This is a genomic window from Variovorax sp. 05L425 (genome assembly GCF_056397705.1).
In genome coordinates, this window is sequence record NZ_JBFTNY010000009.1 from 83,869 (window position 1) to 100,137 (window position 16,269).

A 16,269-nucleotide genomic window follows, 5' to 3' on the forward strand; every position below is an offset into this window, starting at 1 on the left:
ACGCGCGAACAGGGAGAAAAAGGATGAACCAAAAAAATGTGTCGAGCACAACCCATGACCGTATTCGCAGAAGGACGATGAAACGTCGCATGGGTTGGCTCGCCCTGGGTCTGGTGCTGCCGGCATACGGCCAGTTTTACGAGCCGCTCCAATTCCGCGCCAACGATCCATTTGTCTTTTGCCACTACGGGTACGAGCCACTGCAGATCAATGCCTGCTGGATCCCTGTTTCGCCGTACACGGGTGCGTTGGCATTGACGGGCGTGTGCGATCCACCCAATACCTACGGGCGGCCCTGGACGGCACGCGACATCCAGGCATTGCAGCAGTATGTGACCGCATGCCCCGCAGCCGTGAACAGCGGCGAGTGGTCGGGCAGTGGCGATCCTCAAACGACGCCTTTTCAGCATTGACCCGCAAGGGGCGGGTCCCTTCGAGTCGTCGCGGACGCATGCGCCACGACGTCGCCCAAATCCAATAGGTCTTGACATGAAACAAATCATCCGTCCTTCCGCACTCGCGCTCTGTCTTGCGCTGGCGGGCTGCAGCGGCAGCGACTCTTCAGCCGCGACCACATCGAGCACGGCGCAAGCATCGCGTGCTGTTCCGGACGCTGTCGCACCGACGACTTCTCCCACAGTCGCACCATCAAACCCCTACAAGAAGGACGAGTTGCAGGCCTTTGCAGGCGGCGGCACCCGGATTCTGAGTTCGCAGATCGGCGACTTGAATGGCGATGGTCGGCCTGACGCCCTGATCGTTCTCGATCCGCCGAGTACCAGCCAGACGGCAGGAGAAGGCCCATCGAGACCAATGCTGCTGGTGACTCGCAACGCTGATGGCCATCTCCAGGTGGCTGCACGCAACGACAGGATCGTTCCCTGCGAGCGATGCGGTGGTCTTGCGGGCGATCCCTTTGGTTACGCGCGCATCGACAAGGAGGGATTCACCTTGGTGACGGAAGGCGGCTCTCGCGGGCACTGGTGGAACGAATACACCTTCAAGTACGACACAGCGCGACGCAATTGGATGCTCGAAGAAGTCCGACGCGGCGTCAGGGACACGGTGGATGGCAGCGCCAGTGAGATCACGCTGACAGAGAAGAATTTAGGGACGGTGCGGTTTGAGGACTTCGACCCGTCCACATTGCCGCAAGTGACATTGCCCTGACTGCATCCTGCCGCAGAGCAGGGACGCAGAAAGCTCGACAGAAATGGAAAGAGGGAGTGAATGACGACAAATCGAGAAGCCCAGCTAATGCTGGATGCCGTGGCCGCGGGCATCAGGGCGCCGAAGGAATTGGCCAACTTCATGGCTCAGGTGACCTACGAATCCAGTGATCTCAAGCGGCTCGAAGAAGGTTTTCGATACACCAGGAACATCGCTCAGATCCCCGTTGACTCGGCGTTGCGAAAGGGTCGGGAAGCATTGGAGGCGGCTCGCCTGGAGGCATTGAGCGGCCGCCCTGAACAGCTGGCTGATCTTATGTACGGCGGTCGGATGGGCAACAACGAGCCTGGGGATGGATTCAGGTACCGCGGTCGCGGGTACATACAGTTGACCGGGAAGAATGGTTACCGTGAAGCGGGTGAGGTATTGGGTCTTGATCTTGTCGGTCACCCGGAGTTGGCCGCCGAACCGGAAACTGCCTCGAAGATTGCAGTCTGGTACTGGAACAGGTATGTGCACCGCGTCGCGCCCGAAGACGTCACAAGCGTCACCCATATCATCAACAATGGCGAAATCGGCCTGGCAGAGCGGAAGGCCCGCTTTGCAATTTGGGAAACCAAGCTCACTCCTGAGTTGATGGCAAGCCTGACCGGGAGCGAAGCGATCATTCCAGTGTCGACCGTGGCGCATCGACAAGCGGCGGCCAAGGTTGGCGCTCACGGTGAGGCCGTCCGCGAACTGCAAAACCAACTCAACAATCTCGGCTATACCGACAAGCGCGGCAATGCGCTCAAGGCTGACAGCCACTTCGGCGCCAACACCCTCTACGCCGTCAAAGCTTTTCAGCTGACCCATGGTCTGACGCCGGACGGCATCGCCGGCCCCCATACATTGGGCAAGCTTGATGCGTTGGTCCAACAGACAAGGCAGGCGCAGCAGGTTCCTGCTGCGCCCGTCGCTCAGATCGACAACGCCATGCATCCCGACCACGCGCTGTTCAAGCAGGCGCAAGGCGGTGTTCACAAGCTCGATGCCCAGGTCGGCCGCACACCCGATCTGCAGAGTGACAATCTGGCCGCTGCACTGGTGGTCACTGCGCGCAGCCACGGAATGAGCTCCATCGACCACGTGGTGCTGAGCACGGACACCTCCAAGGTGTTCGCAGTGCAGGGCGCATTGGATTCGGCGCTCAAGCGGGTCGCCAGCGTGCCGACGGTCGAAGCACTCAACACGCCGGTCGCTCAAAGCACGCAATGCCTGGATCGGACCATCGAGCAACAGCAACAGGCCGCGCTCACCCAGGCCCAGCTCGCGCAACAGTCGATGCGCGAGCCATCGCCTTCGCGCGTGTCATGAGCAGGCGACACTCGTGAACAAGTCCAAATTGTGCTGGGCAATCGGCCTGACTTTGATCGTCATGGTGGCGGCCAGCTACTTGTCTGGCTTCATCGTCCTGGTGTTGCTCCACCTCGGCGCCGAATCGCTCAGGTGGGACACCTACCTGGGCTACGTCAGGGCGCTCGACGTTCCACAGGTGCGACCCTATGCCGGCCACATCAAATGGGCCGGCTATATCGGCTTCGGCCTCCCGCTTGCCGCCTGGTCCGCCGCGCTGCTTCTGCTGGTCAGGAAAAAGCCACCCTCCCTCCACGGCGACGCGCGATTCGCGGAAGCCGGTGATCTGAGCAAAGTCGGCATGTTCAAGCCTTCGAGCAATGGCATCCTGGTGGGAAAGTTCAGGGGCGAACTGGTCCGGCTGGGCGGCCAGCAATTCGTGATCCTGGCTGCGCCGACGCGCTCCGGCAAGGGCGTGGGCGTGGTGATACCCAACCTGCTCGACTACCAGGAATCGATGGTGGTCCTGGACATCAAGCAGGAAAACTACGAACTCACCAGCGGCTGGCGAGCCACCCAGGGCCAGGCCATCTATCTGTTCAATCCGTTCGCCGAAGACCGGCGCACGCACCGCTGGAATCCGCTGAGCTATGTGTCGAAGGACCCCTCTTTCCGCGTGTCCGACTTGATGAGCATCGCGGCGATGCTCTACCCGGACGGATCGGACGACCAGAAATTCTGGGTCAGCCAGGCGCGGAATGCGTTCCTGGCCTTCACGCTGTACCTGTTCGAGAAACTGGAATTCGAAGTCAGGAACGGACTGCCACAAGAAGCACGAGCGACGCTTGGCGGCGTCTACCGCCTGTCATCGGGCGACGGCACGGATCTGCGCAAATACTACGAGGGCCTCTCGAAGGAACCGTTTCTCAGTGACAACACGAGGTCGGCCTTCGCGAACCTGTTGTCGCAAGCGGACGAGACTTTCGCTTCGATCCTGGGCTCGTTCAAGGAGCCTCTCAACGCCTGGATCAACCCGGTACTGGATGCGGCGACCAGCGCCGATGACTTCCTGCTGACGGACGTGCGGCGCAAGAAGATGACGATCTACATTGCCATTCAGCCCAACAAGCTGGCCGAGAGCCGGCTGATCGTGAATCTCTTCTTCAGCCAGCTCATCAATCTCAACACGCGCGAGTTGCCGCAGAACAATCCCGGCCTGAAGCACCAGTGCCTGCTGCTGATGGATGAATTCACTTCCATCGGAAAGGTGGACATCATTGCCAATGCGGTCTCCTACATGGCCGGCTACAACATCCGCCTGTTGCCCATCATCCAGAGCGTGGCGCAACTTGACGCCACCTACGGCAAGGAAGTCGCCCGCACCCTGATCACCAACCACGCGCTGCAGATTGTCTATGCGCCACGCGAGCAGCAGGATGCCAACGACTATTCGGAAATGCTCGGCTACACCACGGTGCGCAAGGAAAACCTGACGCGCAGCCGCGGCGACGTTTCACGCGGGCAGTCCGAGGAACGGCGCGCGCTCATGCTGCCGCAGGAACTGAAGGCCATGGGGCCGGACAAGGAAGTCTTCCTGTATGAAGGCATTCCTCATCCGGTGATGTGCGAGAAGATCCGCTACTACCAGGACCGCCGCTTCACGGCGCGTCTGCTGCCCAAAGTGGATATTCCCGCGCTGGCGATCTAGGCGGCCAGCAATTGCCGCAGCACGAACGGCAGGATGCCGCCGTGCTTGTAGTAGTCGACCTCGATCGGTGTATCGATGCGCAGGCGCACGGTCACCTCCTGGTGGCTACCGTCCGAACGGTGCACGACGAGCTTGACGTCCATCTGCGGCTTGAGTTCGCCGCCGATCACCACGTCGATCTTTTCTTCGCCGGTGAGCCCTAGGCTTTCCCACGAATCGGCACCGCGGAACTGCAACGGCAGCACGCCCATGCCGACGAGGTTGGCGCGGTGGATGCGCTCGAAGCTGCGGGCCACCACGGCCTTGATGCCGAGCAGCTGCGTGCCCTTGGCTGCCCAGTCGCGCGAAGAGCCGGTGCCGTATTCCTCGCCCCCGAAGACGATCGTCGGCACGTCTTGTGCGATGTATTTCATGGCGGCGTCGTAGATGAACATCTTCTCGCCACCCGGCTGGAAGAGCGTCACGCCGCCCTCTTCACGCGAGCCGTCGGCTCCGGCGGGAATCATGAGGTTCTTGATGCGCACGTTCGCGAAGGTGCCGCGCATCATCACGTCATGGTTGCCGCGGCGCGATCCGTAGCTGTTGAAATCAGCCTTCGACACGCCGTGTGCCTTGAGCCAGATTCCGGCGGGCGAGCTTTCCTTGATCGAGCCGGCCGGAGAGATGTGGTCGGTCGTGATCGAGTCGCCGAAGAGCGCCATGATGCGTGCGCCGGTAAAGCCGGCGTCGGTCGCATGCGGCTCCATCTTGAAGTCTTCGAAGAACGGCGGCTCGGCGATATAGGTGGACTTGGGCCAATCGTAGACCTGCCCGGTCGTCCCCTTGATGCTGCTCCACAGCTTGCCGGGGTTGTCCTTGATCTGCTCGTAGTTCTTGCGGAATGCCTTGGCGTTCATGGCGTAGCGCAGGTTCTCGTCGATCTCCTTTGCGGTGGGCCAGATGTCGCCGAGATAGACGTCCTTGCCCTTCTTGCCCTTGCCCACGGGCTCGGTCATGAGATCGACCATGACGTTGCCGGCGATTGCATAGGCGACGACCAGCGGCGGCGAGGCGAGGAAGTTGGCCTTGATGTTGGGATGAATGCGTGCCTCGAAATTACGGTTTCCGGAAAGCACCGCAGCGCCGACCATGTTGTTCTTGGTGATCACCTCGTTGATCTCCGGCGCCAGGTCGCCGGCGTTGCCGATGCAGGTCGTGCACCCGTAGCCCGCGAGATAGAAGCCGAGCTTTTCCAGGTACGGCAGCAGTCCCGCCTTTTCGAGGTACTCGGTCACGATGCGCGAGCCGGGCGCCAGCGATGTCTTGATGTGCGGCTTGACGGTGAGCCCGGCCTCCACCGCCTTCTTGGCCAGCAGGCCGGCCGCGAGCATCACGCTTGGGTTGGACGTGTTGGTGCACGACGTGATGGCGGCGATCAGCACGTCACCGTTGCCGATCGTCACCTTGCCCGAGGGCGACTTGGGCGCCGCGGCGCCGACGTGTGCGGCTTCGCGCGTCGAGCGGTTCGCGACCATTTCGACATTGGGTCGCGGTGAGCCCGGCACCGGATCGTGATCCTGCTCGGCCGTCTCGCCTTCGTGCGTCAGGGGGAAGCGCACGTTCAGCGTCTCGGCCGGCAGATTGAAGCCGTTGGCCTCGATGGGCTTGCTGTAAAGCTCCGAGAACTTGGTGGCGAGATGCCCGAGGTCGATGCGGTCCTGCGGCCGCTTCGGGCCGGCGAGGCTGGGCGTCACGGTACCGAGGTCGAGCTTGACGACCTTGGTGTAGTTGAGCGCGCCAGGCGCGGGCATTCCGAAAAGCCCTTGCGCCTTGTAGTAGGCCTCGAAGCGCTCGACTTCCTTGTCGGTGCGGCCGGTGCCCTTGAAATAAGCCACCGTCATCTCGTCGACGGGGAAGAAGCCCATCGTCGCGCCGTACTCGGGCGCCATGTTGCCGATGGTGGCGCGGTCCGGCACCGCGATCGATGCCGCACCCGGACCGAAGAACTCGACGAATTTGCCGACCACCTTCTCGCCGCGCAGGATCGCCGTGACGTAGAGCACCAGGTCGGTGGCCGTCATGCCCTCGCGGAGTTTGCCGGTGAGTTCGAAACCGACCACGTCGGGGGTCAGCATGTAGACCGGCTGTCCCAGCATCGCCGCTTCGGCCTCGATGCCGCCCACGCCCCAACCGACAACGCCAATGCCGTTGATCATGGTCGTGTGACTGTCGGTACCCACCAGCGAGTCTGGGTAGTACACGGGAGGATCGCCGCGGTCACTCGCGCTCTTGTAGACGCCGCGCGCAAAGTATTCGAGATTGACCTGATGCACGATGCCGAAGCCGGGCGGCACCACGCCGAAGGTGTCGAAGGCCTGCATGCCCCACTTCATGAACTGGTAGCGCTCGTTGTTGCGCTGGAATTCGAGCTTCATGTTGAGGTCAAGCGCCTTGGGCGTGCCGTAGTAGTCCACCATGACCGAGTGGTCCACCACGAGGTCGACCGGCACCAGCGGCTCGATGGTCTTGGGCGACTTGCCGAGCGACTTCGCCACGCTGCGCATGGCTGCAAGATCGGCCAGGAGCGGCACGCCGGTGAAATCCTGCAGCACCACGCGCGTCACGACGAAGGGAATCTCCTCGGTGCGCTCCGCATTGGGTGCCCAGTTGGCGAGTTGTTCGACGTGTTCCACCGTCACTTTCTGGCCATCGCAATTGCGCAGCACGGACTCGAGCACGATGCGGATCGAAACCGGCAGCTTCTCGACGTTCGGATACTGCTTGGCCAGGTCCTTGAGAGACCAGTACTTCCCGGCCTTGCCCGACGCGGTCTTGAAGGTTTTCAACAGGGGGGCAAAGGCGTGTGCCGGTTCTTTGGCCATAGGGAAACTCCTGTGAGGTCGTGGAAGCTCCGCAAAGATAGCAGGGTTCCACGACATCGGCAGTAATCTGGCACGCCGAACCACATCAAAGGCTCAGGTCGCCAGTGCCGCGCGTCCTGTATTGCGGCTTTGGCGAAGGCCGACCCACTGCAGTTCGGCTAGCACGACGACGGTCAGGGCCTGCGCCAGCACCCAGGCCCAGCCCAGCGCCGTGATGACGGACCCGGCAGTGGCCAGCAGCGCCACACAGGCCACCGCCCAGGCGAAGTTGCCTGCGACCACCAGCCCGATAAGGCGGCGCGGCGGCAACGCGCGACTCGCCATCCAGGCCGCCGCGGCGGCGTAGGCCAGCAGGAAGGTGCCGGTCGCGAGCAGCAGCGGCGCCGGCAGCCCGGTCATGCGGGCCATTCCATTCAAGAGCACGAACTGCAACGCCCCGGTGGCTGCACACGAAACGGCATCGACCCACATCACGCGGGACAGAAAACGAGGGGAAGCAAAGACGGACATGACAGACTCCTTGATCGACACGCTGCAGGCCCTTCCTGCTGCGTTGGGGTCCATCATTCCGGCTGTCCGGCGGCCGGTCGATGACGTGAAAGGTCATGGCCGCGGCGCAAGGCTTCACTAGGATGGCAGCCATGAGCACCCACCAACCCTCCCCCACAGCGGCCGATCCGTTCGGCACTCACCTGCGCCACTGGCGCCAGCATCGCCGCCTGAGTCAACTCGATCTGGCCAACGAGGCGCAGATCTCGACCCGCCACCTCAGCTATGTGGAGACCGGGCGCGCCGAGCCGAGCCGGGAAATGGTCCTGCGCCTGGCCGAACGACTCGAAGTGCCCCTGCGGGAGCGCAATGCCCTGCTGGTGGCTGCGGGTTATGCGCCGATGTACCGGCAGCGTTCGCTGGACGATCCCGCGCTGGCCTCGGCCAAGCGGGCGGTGGACCTGGTCCTGAAAGGGCACGAGCCATTTCCCGCGCTGGCCGTCGATCGGCACTGGAACCTGGTCGCGCACAACGCGCTGGTGCCCTTGCTGATGGCCGGCGCGGCACCGGAACTGGTCGAGCCGCCGATCAATGTCCTCCGCCTCAGCCTGCATCCAAACGGCCTGGCCCCCAGGATCGCCAACCTGCACCAATGGCGCGCGCACCTGCTCGAGCGCCTTCAACAGCAGATCGCCGCAACGGGCGACGCCTCGTTGTCGGCGCTGCACGACGAACTGGCCGCCTATCCGTTGCCGAACGTCAGCCACGACGCCCCCGCCGCCGGCGGCGAACTGACCAACGTGGTGGTGCCCTTCCAACTCGTGACACCGGACGGTTTGCTGAGCTTCATCAGCACCACGACCATCTTCGGCACGCCGGTGGACGTCACGCTGCAGGAACTCGCGGTGGAATCGTTCTTTCCGGCGGATGCGCAAACAGCAAAGGCGCTGGCTGTGCTGGCCGGGCAAAAGCCGGGCTGAGTCGGCTCGATCGCGACAAACAAAAAGCCCCGCCAAGGCGGGGCTCTCTGAAGGTTTGTGCGTCGATCAGGCAGCGACCGTCGCCGCAACTTCCTTGTAGTCGTCGATCTTGTCGAAGTTCAGGTACTGGTAAATCTGCTTGCTGGAAGCGTCGATCACGCCGACATCCGTCATGTACTCCTCACGCGTCGGGATGCGGCCGAGGCGCGAGCAGATCGCGGCAAGTTCGGCGCTTCCGAGGTAGACGTTGGTGTTCTTGCCCAGGCGGTTCGGGAAGTTCCGCGTGCTGGTCGACATCACCGTCGCGCCTTCGCGCACCTGCGCCTGGTTGCCCATGCACAGCGAGCAACCCGGCATCTCGGTGCGGGCGCCGGCGTTGCCGAACACGCCGTAGTGGCCTTCCTCGGTGAGCTGATGCGCGTCCATCTTGGTCGGGGGCGCGATCCACAGCTTGACCGGGATGTCGCGCTTGCCTTCGAGCAGCTTGGACGCCGCGCGGAAGTGGCCGATGTTCGTCATGCACGAGCCGATGAACACTTCGTCGATCTTCGCGCCGGCAACGTCGGACAGCGTCTTCACGTCGTCAGGATCGTTCGGGCAGGCCACGATGGGTTCGTGGATGTCGGCCAGGTCAATCTCGATCACGGCCGCGTAGTCGGCATCGGCATCGCCCTTGAGCAATTGCGGGTCCTTGAGCCAGGCCTCTTGCGCGGCGATGCGGCGAGCCAGCGTGCGGGCGTCGGCGTAGCCTTCGGCGATCATCCACTTCATCAGCGTGACGTTGCTGTTGATGTACTCGATGATCGGTTCCTTGTTCAGGTGCACCGTGCAACCGGCGGCCGAACGCTCGGCCGAGGCGTCGCTCAGCTCGAAGGCTTGCTCGACCTTGAGATCCGGCAGGCCTTCGATTTCGAGGATGCGGCCCGAGAAGATGTTCTTCTTGCCCTTCTTCTCGACCGTCAGCAGTCCCGACTTGATGGCGTAGAGCGGAATCGCGTTGACCAGGTCGCGCAGCGTCACGCCCGGCTGCATCTTGCCCTTGAAGCGCACGAGCACCGATTCAGGCATGTCGAGTGGCATCACGCCGGTAGCGGCCGCGAAGGCCACGAGGCCCGAGCCGGCCGGGAAGCTGATGCCGATCGGAAAGCGCGTGTGGCTGTCGCCGCCGGTGCCGACGGTGTCGGGCGTCAGCAGGCGGTTCAGCCAGCTGTGGATCACGCCGTCGCCCGGACGCAGCGAGACACCGCCGCGCGTCGCCATGAAGTCAGGCAGTTCATGGTGCATCTTCACGTCGACCTTCTTCGGATAGGCCGCCGTGTGGCAGAACGATTGCATGACCAGGTCGGCGCTGAAGCCCAGGCAGGCCAGGTCCTTCAACTCGTCGCGGGTCATCGGGCCGGTGGTGTCCTGGCTGCCGACCGAAGTCATCTTCGGCTCGCAGTACGTACCCGGGCGCACGCCCTGCCCTTCGGGCAGACCGCAGGCGCGGCCGACCATCTTTTGCGCGAGCGAGAAGCCCTTCCTGGTGTCGACCGGGCTGACCGGCAGACGGAACAGCGTCGACACCGGCAGGCCCAGGGCTTCGCGCGCCTTGGCCGTGAGGCCGCGGCCGATGATCAGCGGAATGCGGCCACCGGCGCGCACTTCGTCGAAGAGCACGTCGCTCTTGACGGAGAACTCGGCAATCACCTTGCCATCCTTGAGCGCCTTGCCCTCGTAGGGGCGCAGTTCGACGACGTCGCCCATGTTCATCTGGCTGACGTCGAGTTCGATCGGCAGCGCGCCCGAGTCTTCCATCGTGTTGTAGAAGATCGGCGCAATCTTGCCGCCCAGGCAGACACCGCCGAAGCGCTTGTTCGGCACGAAGGGAATGTCTTCGCCGGTGAACCAGAGCACCGAGTTGGTCGCGCTCTTGCGCGACGAGCCCGTGCCGACGACGTCGCCGGCGTAGGCAACCAGGTGGCCGCGTGCGCGCAGGTCTTCGATGAACTTCACCGGGCCGCGCTTGCCGTCCTCCTCGGGAACGATGCCGGGGCGTGCATTCTTGTGCATCGCGAGTGCGTGCATCGGGATGTCCGGACGCGTGGTCGCATCGGGTGCGGGCGACAGGTCGTCGGTGTTGATCTCGCCCGCCACCTTGAAGATGCTGACGGTGATGCTTTGCGGCACTTCGGGACGGCTGGTGAACCACTCGGCGTCGGCCCAGCTCTGCAGCACGGCCTTGGCGTTGGCATTGCCCTTGTCGGCCTTTTCCTTGACGTCGTGGAATTGGTCGAACATCAGGAGCGTTTTCTTGAGGCCTTCGGCCGCGACGGCGCCGACTTCGGCGTCGTCCAGCAGGTCGACCAGCGGTCCGATGTTGTAGCCGCCGAGCATCGTGCCGAGCAATTCGGTGGCGCGAGCGCGCGACAACAGTGCGCTCTTTTCGGTACCGTGTGCCACGGCGGCGAGGTAGCTCGCCTTGACCTTGGCTGCGTCGTCCACGCCCGCAGGCACGCGATGCGTCAGCAGGTTGAGCAGGAACTCGGCGTCGGCCGGGGCCGGCGCCTTCATGAGCTCGATCAGTTCGGCGGTCTGCTTGGCGGTCAGCGGCAGCGGCGGGATGCCGAGCGCGGCGCGCTCGGCGACATGGTCAACGTAGGCTTGCAACATCTTTCTTTTCTCCGGAAACACAAATGGGCGGGCGGCTCCCGCTCGGGAAGCAAGAGCCGCGCCTTGGGGACGTCTACTTCTTGACGGGGGTCGCCGAGTCGGCGCCTTCGAACAGGCTCTTCGGCGGATTCTTCTTCATGTCCTCGGCGACCTCGACCTGCTTGGCCGCCTGGCATTCGTCGGCCAGCCGCAAGCCTTGCTTCTGGCTCATCAACATCGACTTGTTGCCGAGCTGCAGCCACATCGCGCCTGCGGACGGGTCCTCCAGGCGGATCGCGCCGGTACGGCTTTCGACCGGATGGATGCGATAGCGCTTGCCGTCATGCGTCAGGATGAAGAAGCCTGGCTTCTTCTCGTCGGCCTGGATGTTCACGCTGGCGCCGAGTTCGCACTTGATAACGCCCGTGTAGACGCGTTCGGCGACTTTCAGGTCTTCAGCCGACAGGGTGACGTCAGTCTCCTCACTGATCGGCTGCTTTTCTTCCATCTTCTTGACGATCTTCTTGGGCAGCACCTTGTGGGTGACCTTCGGCTTCTTCGCCGGGGCATCGGTTTGGGCCATTGCTGCCAGCGGCATTGCGAAGGCGGCAGCGGCAATCAGCGCAATTGTCTTCATGGTGTGGTTCTTTCGCGGGTTGGGTTTCAGGATGACGACGGGGCAAACCACGCCTGCGCCTCGGTTGGCAAGGTGCGGCCTGTGGCATGCGCCCGTTCTAGGACCTGCCAGAAATGTCGGTAACTGGCGCGGTCATGCAATGTGCCATCGATGCTGACCGGTGCCCAAGCGGCACCAGCCGCGGTCGCAATGATTTTTGTAGCGATTTGAATCTGCCGATCATCGGGCGCGAATGCTTCGAGGATCGGGCGGATCTGGCTGGGATGGATGCTCCACATGCGCGTGAAGCCGAACTCGTTGGCCGCTTTCTTCGCCGCGCTGCGCATCGCTTCGACATCGTTGAATTCGGTGACAACGCAATGCGAAGGCACCTTGCCGTGCGCATGGGCGGCGGAAGCGATTTCGAGCTTTGCACGCACCACGAGCGGATGGGTGAACTGTCCCGCAGCCCCCATGCCCTCGGCAGGAATCGCGCCTCCATGGGCGGACACGAAATCCATCAGGCCGAAGCTGAGTGATTGCACCCGTGGATGCGCGGCGATCTCGAAGACATGGTGAACCGCGAGCGGCGATTCGATCAGCACGTGCAGCGGCAGTGCCTCGGCGCTGGCGGCGTCGAGGGCCTCGACCGCAGCGTGCACGTCTTCGACCGACTCGACCTTGGGCACCATCAGATGGCTCAGCCGATGTCCCGCCCGCCCCGCAATGGTGATCACATCGCCGGCAAAAGCTGGATGATCGACCGGATGCACCCTCGCGCCGACACGCATGCCTGGAGCGGCGGAGAGCGCAAGTTCGGTGACGAGTGCCGCATGTTCGGCCTCGCCACCCACGGGCGCGCCGTCCTCGCAATCGAGCGTGACGTCGAAGACGCAGGCACCAAACTCCGCGGCCATCTCGGCCTGCAACGCGAGGCTCTTGCGCATACGCGCTTCGACCCCGCTGTAGTGATCGCAAACCGGCAGCACGACCGCGCCGGCCTGGGCGCCAAGAAGAACCTGGCGCGGATGAACAACTGAAGAATCCGCGCTCATCGTGACAACCTCATGCCTTTCGTTTCGCGACGATGAACATGCGCGGAAATGCAAGCAGCAAGCGGCCATCGGCGCGCGGCGGATAAGCCGTTGCGATCCGACGTTCGTATTCCGCCAGGTAGCTGGCCTGCAACTCGGGCGTCAAGCGATCGACGAAGGGCTTCAGACCGGTGCCGCGAACCCATTCGACGATCGCGGCCGCGGAAGCCATCGGGTGCTGATAGGCAGTGCGCCAGACATCGACCTTTTCTGCATCTGCGGCGAAGAGGTCGTAGTAGCCCTCGATCCCCAGCAGATCCGTCCGCAGCTTGTCGGCATTGCCGATTGCGTGCGCCCAGGGAGCTTCTCCGGCGACTTCGCGCATCAGGCGATGCGTGGGTTCTTGCCGGTTGTCGGGCATCTGGATCGCCAGGACACCGCCCGGCGCCAAGGCTGCGAAGAGTCTCGGGATCAGGGTCTCGTGATCAGGTACCCATTGAAGGGCGGCGTTGGCGTAGATGAGGTCGGGCGGCGACTCGGGCCGCCACGTTGCGATGTCGCTCAGTTCGAAGCGCGCTTGCGGCAGGCGCTCGCGCGCGCTCGCCAGCATGGCATCGGAATTGTCGGTCCCGACGACTTGCGCCGTCGGAAACCGATGCACCAGCAGCTCGGTGGAGTTGCCCGGCCCGCAGCCGAGGTCGAACACGCGCGCGGCTTCGGCCAGTGGCACCCGCGCAAGCAACTCCTGCGCGGGGCGCGTGCGCTCATCCTCGTAGCGACGATAGAGCGCGGGGTTCCAGTCGAGCATGGCCGGCGGATGCGTGCTCAGAGCAGATGGGCGACGCCAGCCTGTTCGTCTTGCAATTCCTTGAGCGTCTTGTTGATGCGCTCCTGGCTGAAGGCGTCGATGTCGAGGCCCTCGATCAGCTTGTACTCGCCGTTTTCGGTGGTGACCGGGAAGCCGAAGATCACGTCCTTGGGAATGCCGTACTGACCGTCGGACGGGATGCCCATCGTGACCCACTTGCCATTGGAGCCCAGTGCCCAGTCGCGCATGTGGTCGATGGCGGCATTGGCAGCCGAGGCGGCCGAAGAGAGGCCGCGCGCATCGATGATGGCGGCGCCGCGCTTGCCGACGGTCGGCAGGAACACGTCGGCATTCCAGACCTGGTCGTTGATCAAGTCCTTGACGCTCTTGCCACCGACGGTGGCAAAGCGGTAGTCGGCGTACATCGTGGGCGAGTGGTTGCCCCAGACGGTGAGCTTTTCGATGTCGCCCACGGCGGTGCCGGTCTTGGCGGCAATCTGGCTGGCGGCGCGGTTGTGGTCCAGGCGCAGCATGGCGGTGAAGTTCTTGCGCGGCAGGCTGGGCGCGCTCTTCATCGCGATGTAGGCATTGGTGTTGGCGGGGTTGCCGACCACGAGCACCTTGACGTTGCGGCTCGCAACCTGGTCGAGGGCCTTGCCCTGGGCCGTGAAGATCTGGGCGTTGGCGGCCAGCAGGTCTGCACGCTCCATGCCGGGGCCACGGGGACGCGCACCGACGAGCAGTGCATAGTCAGCGTCCTTGAAGGCGACGAGCGGGTCACCGGTCGGGATGACGCCGGCGAGCAGCGGAAACGCGCAGTCTTCGAGTTCCATGATCACGCCCTTGAGCGCCTTCTGGGCTTTCTCGTCGGGGATCTCGAGCAGTTGCAGGATGACCGGCTGGTCCTTGCCGAGCATTTCGCCGGAGGCGATGCGGAACAGCAGGGCGTAACCGATTTGGCCAGCGGCACCGGTGACGGCAACGCGAACAGGCTTTTTGCTCATGGGAAAACTCCAGGAAATGGTGAAACGGTGCATGGCCGCGGAGTGCGGCCGCGAGGTCGGCCCGGACGGTGGCGCCCTGGCTTCAGGCCGTCTCGGATTTTATGCCGATTTACTGTTTTGATGGCGCCTGTCTTATGTCTTATATAAGATGTCGACCCGAAGACGCCATTGAAGCGCGCGACCGATGCCATGACCACCACCCCTACCGCCATCGCGGATCTCTCGACACCGTCGTTCAGCCCGCTCTATCAGCAGATCAAGTCGTTGATCCTGCAGAGCCTGCACGCCGGCGAATGGAAGCCGGGGGAACCGATCCCGAGCGAAATCGACCTCGCCGCGCGTTTCCGCGTCAGCCAAGGCACGGTACGCAAGGCGATCGACGAATTGGCGGCCGAAAATCTCGTGGTGCGGCGCCAGGGCAAGGGCACCTTCGTCGCGACACACGCCGAGCAACACGTCCAGTATCGTTTTTTGAAGCTGGTGCCCGACAGCGGCGATGTCGACAGCGAAGGGCCGGCCGAGCGCGAAATCGTCGACTGCCGTCGGCAGCGCGCCGCCGCCGATGTCGCCCGCGCACTGGCCCTGCGCACCGGCGATGCAGTGCTGCAGGTGCGACGCGTGCTGGCCTACCGCGGCACACCCACCATCCTCGAAGACCTCTGGCTACCGGGAGCCCCCTTCAAGGGTCTGACGGCGGAGCGCCTCACCGCGTGGCACGGCCCCATGTACTCATTGTTCGAGACGGAGTTCGGCGTTCGCATGGTCCGCGCCGAAGAAAAGATTCGCGCCGTACTGCCCGACGAAGAACAAGCGACGCTTCTCGCCGTCACGACGGCGACACCGCTGCTGAGCGTAGAGCGCGTGGCCCATACGTACCACGACACCCCGATGGAATTGCGTCGCGGCCTCTACAGGACCGACACCCATCACTACCGCAACGAACTCGGGTGATGATCTGTCTCTTCCCTTCCCTTCAAGCAATGCGCGCACACTCCCGTCCCGGGGCTGCCGCGGAACCGGCTTCACCCGGCCGCAGGCAACTCCCACGACTAGGGGTTGGTAACCATACGACGTGGGCAAGCCTGGGTGCGAGCAACAAGCGTGTTGCGTTGCAATAGAATTTTGAGTTGTTTGCATTTCTGCTACAGATTGCCGCCCCCCTAAAAAAATACTGAAAGCCCCCATGACAGAGCTGGCCACACCACCCCGACCGCAGCGGCGCGAGTTCCGCAACATCAACGCCATCACCGATCTGACGACCTACCGGCTTCCTCCGGCCGGCCTCGTGTCGATCCTCCACCGCGTGAGCGGCGCGCTGATGTTCCTGCTGCTGCCCTTCATCATCTGGATGTTCGACACGTCGGTGTCTTCCGAGATTTCGTTCGCTCGCTTCAAGGCTGCCTTCAACAGCGGCCTTGGTTTCGTTCCGGGCTGGTTCATCAAGCTCGTTGCGCTCGCGCTGATCTGGGCCTACCTGCACCACATCATCGCCGGCCTGCGCCATCTGTGGATGGACGTGAGCCACGCTGCGGTGAGCAAGGAATTCGGCAAGAGCTCGGCCATTGCCACGCTGGCGCTCAGCATCCTGCTGACCGTCGTCCTCGGCGCCAAGCTGTTCGGCCTGTACTGAAAG

General features: G+C 63.4%; 14 protein-coding genes. 7 read left to right on the forward strand and 7 right to left on the reverse strand.

The genetic code is table 11. From position 1 onward, the window contains the following. The first annotated feature begins 23 nt into the window (after positions 1-23). From AC1DN9_RS12560 to AC1DN9_RS12575, 4 genes are all read left to right on the forward strand, one after another. Positions 24-413, forward strand: a complete 390-nt coding sequence (locus AC1DN9_RS12560) for a hypothetical protein (protein WP_478100560.1) — start codon at positions 24-26, stop codon at positions 411-413. A 76-nt stretch (positions 414-489) separates the two neighbouring features. After that, positions 490-1,170, forward strand: coding sequence for a hypothetical protein (locus tag AC1DN9_RS12565; RefSeq protein ID WP_478100562.1), 681 nt, complete (start codon positions 490-492; stop codon positions 1,168-1,170). A gap of 60 nt (positions 1,171-1,230) precedes the next feature. Further along, positions 1,231-2,526: an XVIPCD domain-containing protein gene (locus AC1DN9_RS12570; protein WP_478100563.1), complete on the forward strand. Its 1,296-nt coding sequence runs from the start codon at positions 1,231-1,233 to the stop codon at positions 2,524-2,526. Between the two features lie 13 nt (positions 2,527-2,539). Then, entirely contained in the window at positions 2,540-4,213 is a 1,674-nt protein-coding gene (locus AC1DN9_RS12575; RefSeq protein WP_478100565.1) for a type IV secretory system conjugative DNA transfer family protein, read from the forward strand. Here AC1DN9_RS12575 and AC1DN9_RS12580 read toward each other — a convergent pair. Continuing rightward, positions 4,210-7,074 carry an aconitate hydratase gene (locus AC1DN9_RS12580; protein ID WP_478100567.1) on the reverse strand — a complete coding sequence of 955 codons (2,865 nt, stop codon included), beginning with the start codon at positions 7,072-7,074 and terminating at the stop codon, positions 4,210-4,212. The two genes, AC1DN9_RS12575 and AC1DN9_RS12580, sit on opposite strands and share 4 nt — an antisense overlap. 93 nt (positions 7,075-7,167) lie before the next feature. Beyond that, positions 7,168-7,584 (reverse strand): hypothetical protein, encoded by a 417-nt coding sequence (locus tag AC1DN9_RS12585; protein WP_478100569.1) that lies wholly within the window; start codon positions 7,582-7,584, stop codon positions 7,168-7,170. A gap of 131 nt (positions 7,585-7,715) precedes the next feature. Between AC1DN9_RS12585 and AC1DN9_RS12590 the strand changes: the two genes are divergently transcribed. After that, positions 7,716-8,543 carry a helix-turn-helix domain-containing protein gene (locus AC1DN9_RS12590; RefSeq protein WP_478100571.1) on the forward strand — a complete coding sequence of 276 codons (828 nt, stop codon included), beginning with the start codon at positions 7,716-7,718 and terminating at the stop codon, positions 8,541-8,543. A gap of 66 nt (positions 8,544-8,609) precedes the next feature. On the opposite strand, the gene AC1DN9_RS12595 is transcribed toward AC1DN9_RS12590, so the two are convergent. From AC1DN9_RS12595 to AC1DN9_RS12615, 5 genes are all read right to left on the reverse strand, one after another. Next, complete coding sequence (locus AC1DN9_RS12595; protein WP_478100573.1) at positions 8,610-11,195, reverse strand: bifunctional aconitate hydratase 2/2-methylisocitrate dehydratase; 2,586 nt, start codon at positions 11,193-11,195, stop codon at positions 8,610-8,612. A 73-nt stretch (positions 11,196-11,268) separates the two neighbouring features. Then, entirely contained in the window at positions 11,269-11,811 is a 543-nt protein-coding gene (locus tag AC1DN9_RS12600) for a hypothetical protein (protein WP_478100575.1), read from the reverse strand. A 26-nt stretch (positions 11,812-11,837) separates the two neighbouring features. Next, positions 11,838-12,845: an HpcH/HpaI aldolase/citrate lyase family protein gene (locus tag AC1DN9_RS12605; RefSeq protein ID WP_478100577.1), complete on the reverse strand. Its 1,008-nt coding sequence runs from the start codon at positions 12,843-12,845 to the stop codon at positions 11,838-11,840. A 10-nt stretch (positions 12,846-12,855) separates the two neighbouring features. Continuing rightward, complete coding sequence (gene tam / locus AC1DN9_RS12610) at positions 12,856-13,632, reverse strand: trans-aconitate 2-methyltransferase (protein ID WP_478100579.1); 777 nt, start codon at positions 13,630-13,632, stop codon at positions 12,856-12,858. Positions 13,633-13,649: 17 nt separating this feature from the next. Further along, positions 13,650-14,636, reverse strand: a complete 987-nt coding sequence (locus AC1DN9_RS12615) for a malate dehydrogenase (RefSeq protein ID WP_478100581.1) — start codon at positions 14,634-14,636, stop codon at positions 13,650-13,652. A 189-nt stretch (positions 14,637-14,825) separates the two neighbouring features. Here AC1DN9_RS12615 and AC1DN9_RS12620 point away from each other — a divergent pair, with 189 nt between their 5' ends. Next, positions 14,826-15,587: a GntR family transcriptional regulator gene (locus AC1DN9_RS12620; RefSeq protein WP_478100583.1), complete on the forward strand. Its 762-nt coding sequence runs from the start codon at positions 14,826-14,828 to the stop codon at positions 15,585-15,587. A 232-nt stretch (positions 15,588-15,819) separates the two neighbouring features. Beyond that, positions 15,820-16,266 carry a succinate dehydrogenase, cytochrome b556 subunit gene (gene sdhC / locus AC1DN9_RS12625; protein WP_478100585.1) on the forward strand — a complete coding sequence of 149 codons (447 nt, stop codon included), beginning with the start codon at positions 15,820-15,822 and terminating at the stop codon, positions 16,264-16,266. Positions 16,267-16,269 lie beyond the last annotated feature (3 nt).

Coding starts and splice junctions, on each gene's coding strand:
- AC1DN9_RS12560 (WP_478100560.1), top strand. CDS start 24: ATGAACCAAAAAAATGTGTCGAGCACAACCCATGACCGTATTCGCAGA.
- AC1DN9_RS12565 (WP_478100562.1), top strand. CDS start 490: ATGAAACAAATCATCCGTCCTTCCGCACTCGCGCTCTGTCTTGCGCTG.
- AC1DN9_RS12570 (WP_478100563.1), top strand. CDS start 1,231: ATGACGACAAATCGAGAAGCCCAGCTAATGCTGGATGCCGTGGCCGCG.
- AC1DN9_RS12580 (WP_478100567.1), bottom strand. CDS start 7,074: ATGGCCAAAGAACCGGCACACGCCTTTGCCCCCCTGTTGAAAACCTTC.
- AC1DN9_RS12585 (WP_478100569.1), bottom strand. CDS start 7,584: ATGTCCGTCTTTGCTTCCCCTCGTTTTCTGTCCCGCGTGATGTGGGTC.
- AC1DN9_RS12590 (WP_478100571.1), top strand. CDS start 7,716: ATGAGCACCCACCAACCCTCCCCCACAGCGGCCGATCCGTTCGGCACT.
- AC1DN9_RS12595 (WP_478100573.1), bottom strand. CDS start 11,195: ATGTTGCAAGCCTACGTTGACCATGTCGCCGAGCGCGCCGCGCTCGGC.
- AC1DN9_RS12600 (WP_478100575.1), bottom strand. CDS start 11,811: ATGAAGACAATTGCGCTGATTGCCGCTGCCGCCTTCGCAATGCCGCTG.
- AC1DN9_RS12605 (WP_478100577.1), bottom strand. CDS start 12,845: ATGAGCGCGGATTCTTCAGTTGTTCATCCGCGCCAGGTTCTTCTTGGC.
- tam (WP_478100579.1), bottom strand. CDS start 13,632: ATGCTCGACTGGAACCCCGCGCTCTATCGTCGCTACGAGGATGAGCGC.
- AC1DN9_RS12615 (WP_478100581.1), bottom strand. CDS start 14,636: ATGAGCAAAAAGCCTGTTCGCGTTGCCGTCACCGGTGCCGCTGGCCAA.
- AC1DN9_RS12620 (WP_478100583.1), top strand. CDS start 14,826: ATGACCACCACCCCTACCGCCATCGCGGATCTCTCGACACCGTCGTTC.
- sdhC (WP_478100585.1), top strand. CDS start 15,820: ATGACAGAGCTGGCCACACCACCCCGACCGCAGCGGCGCGAGTTCCGC.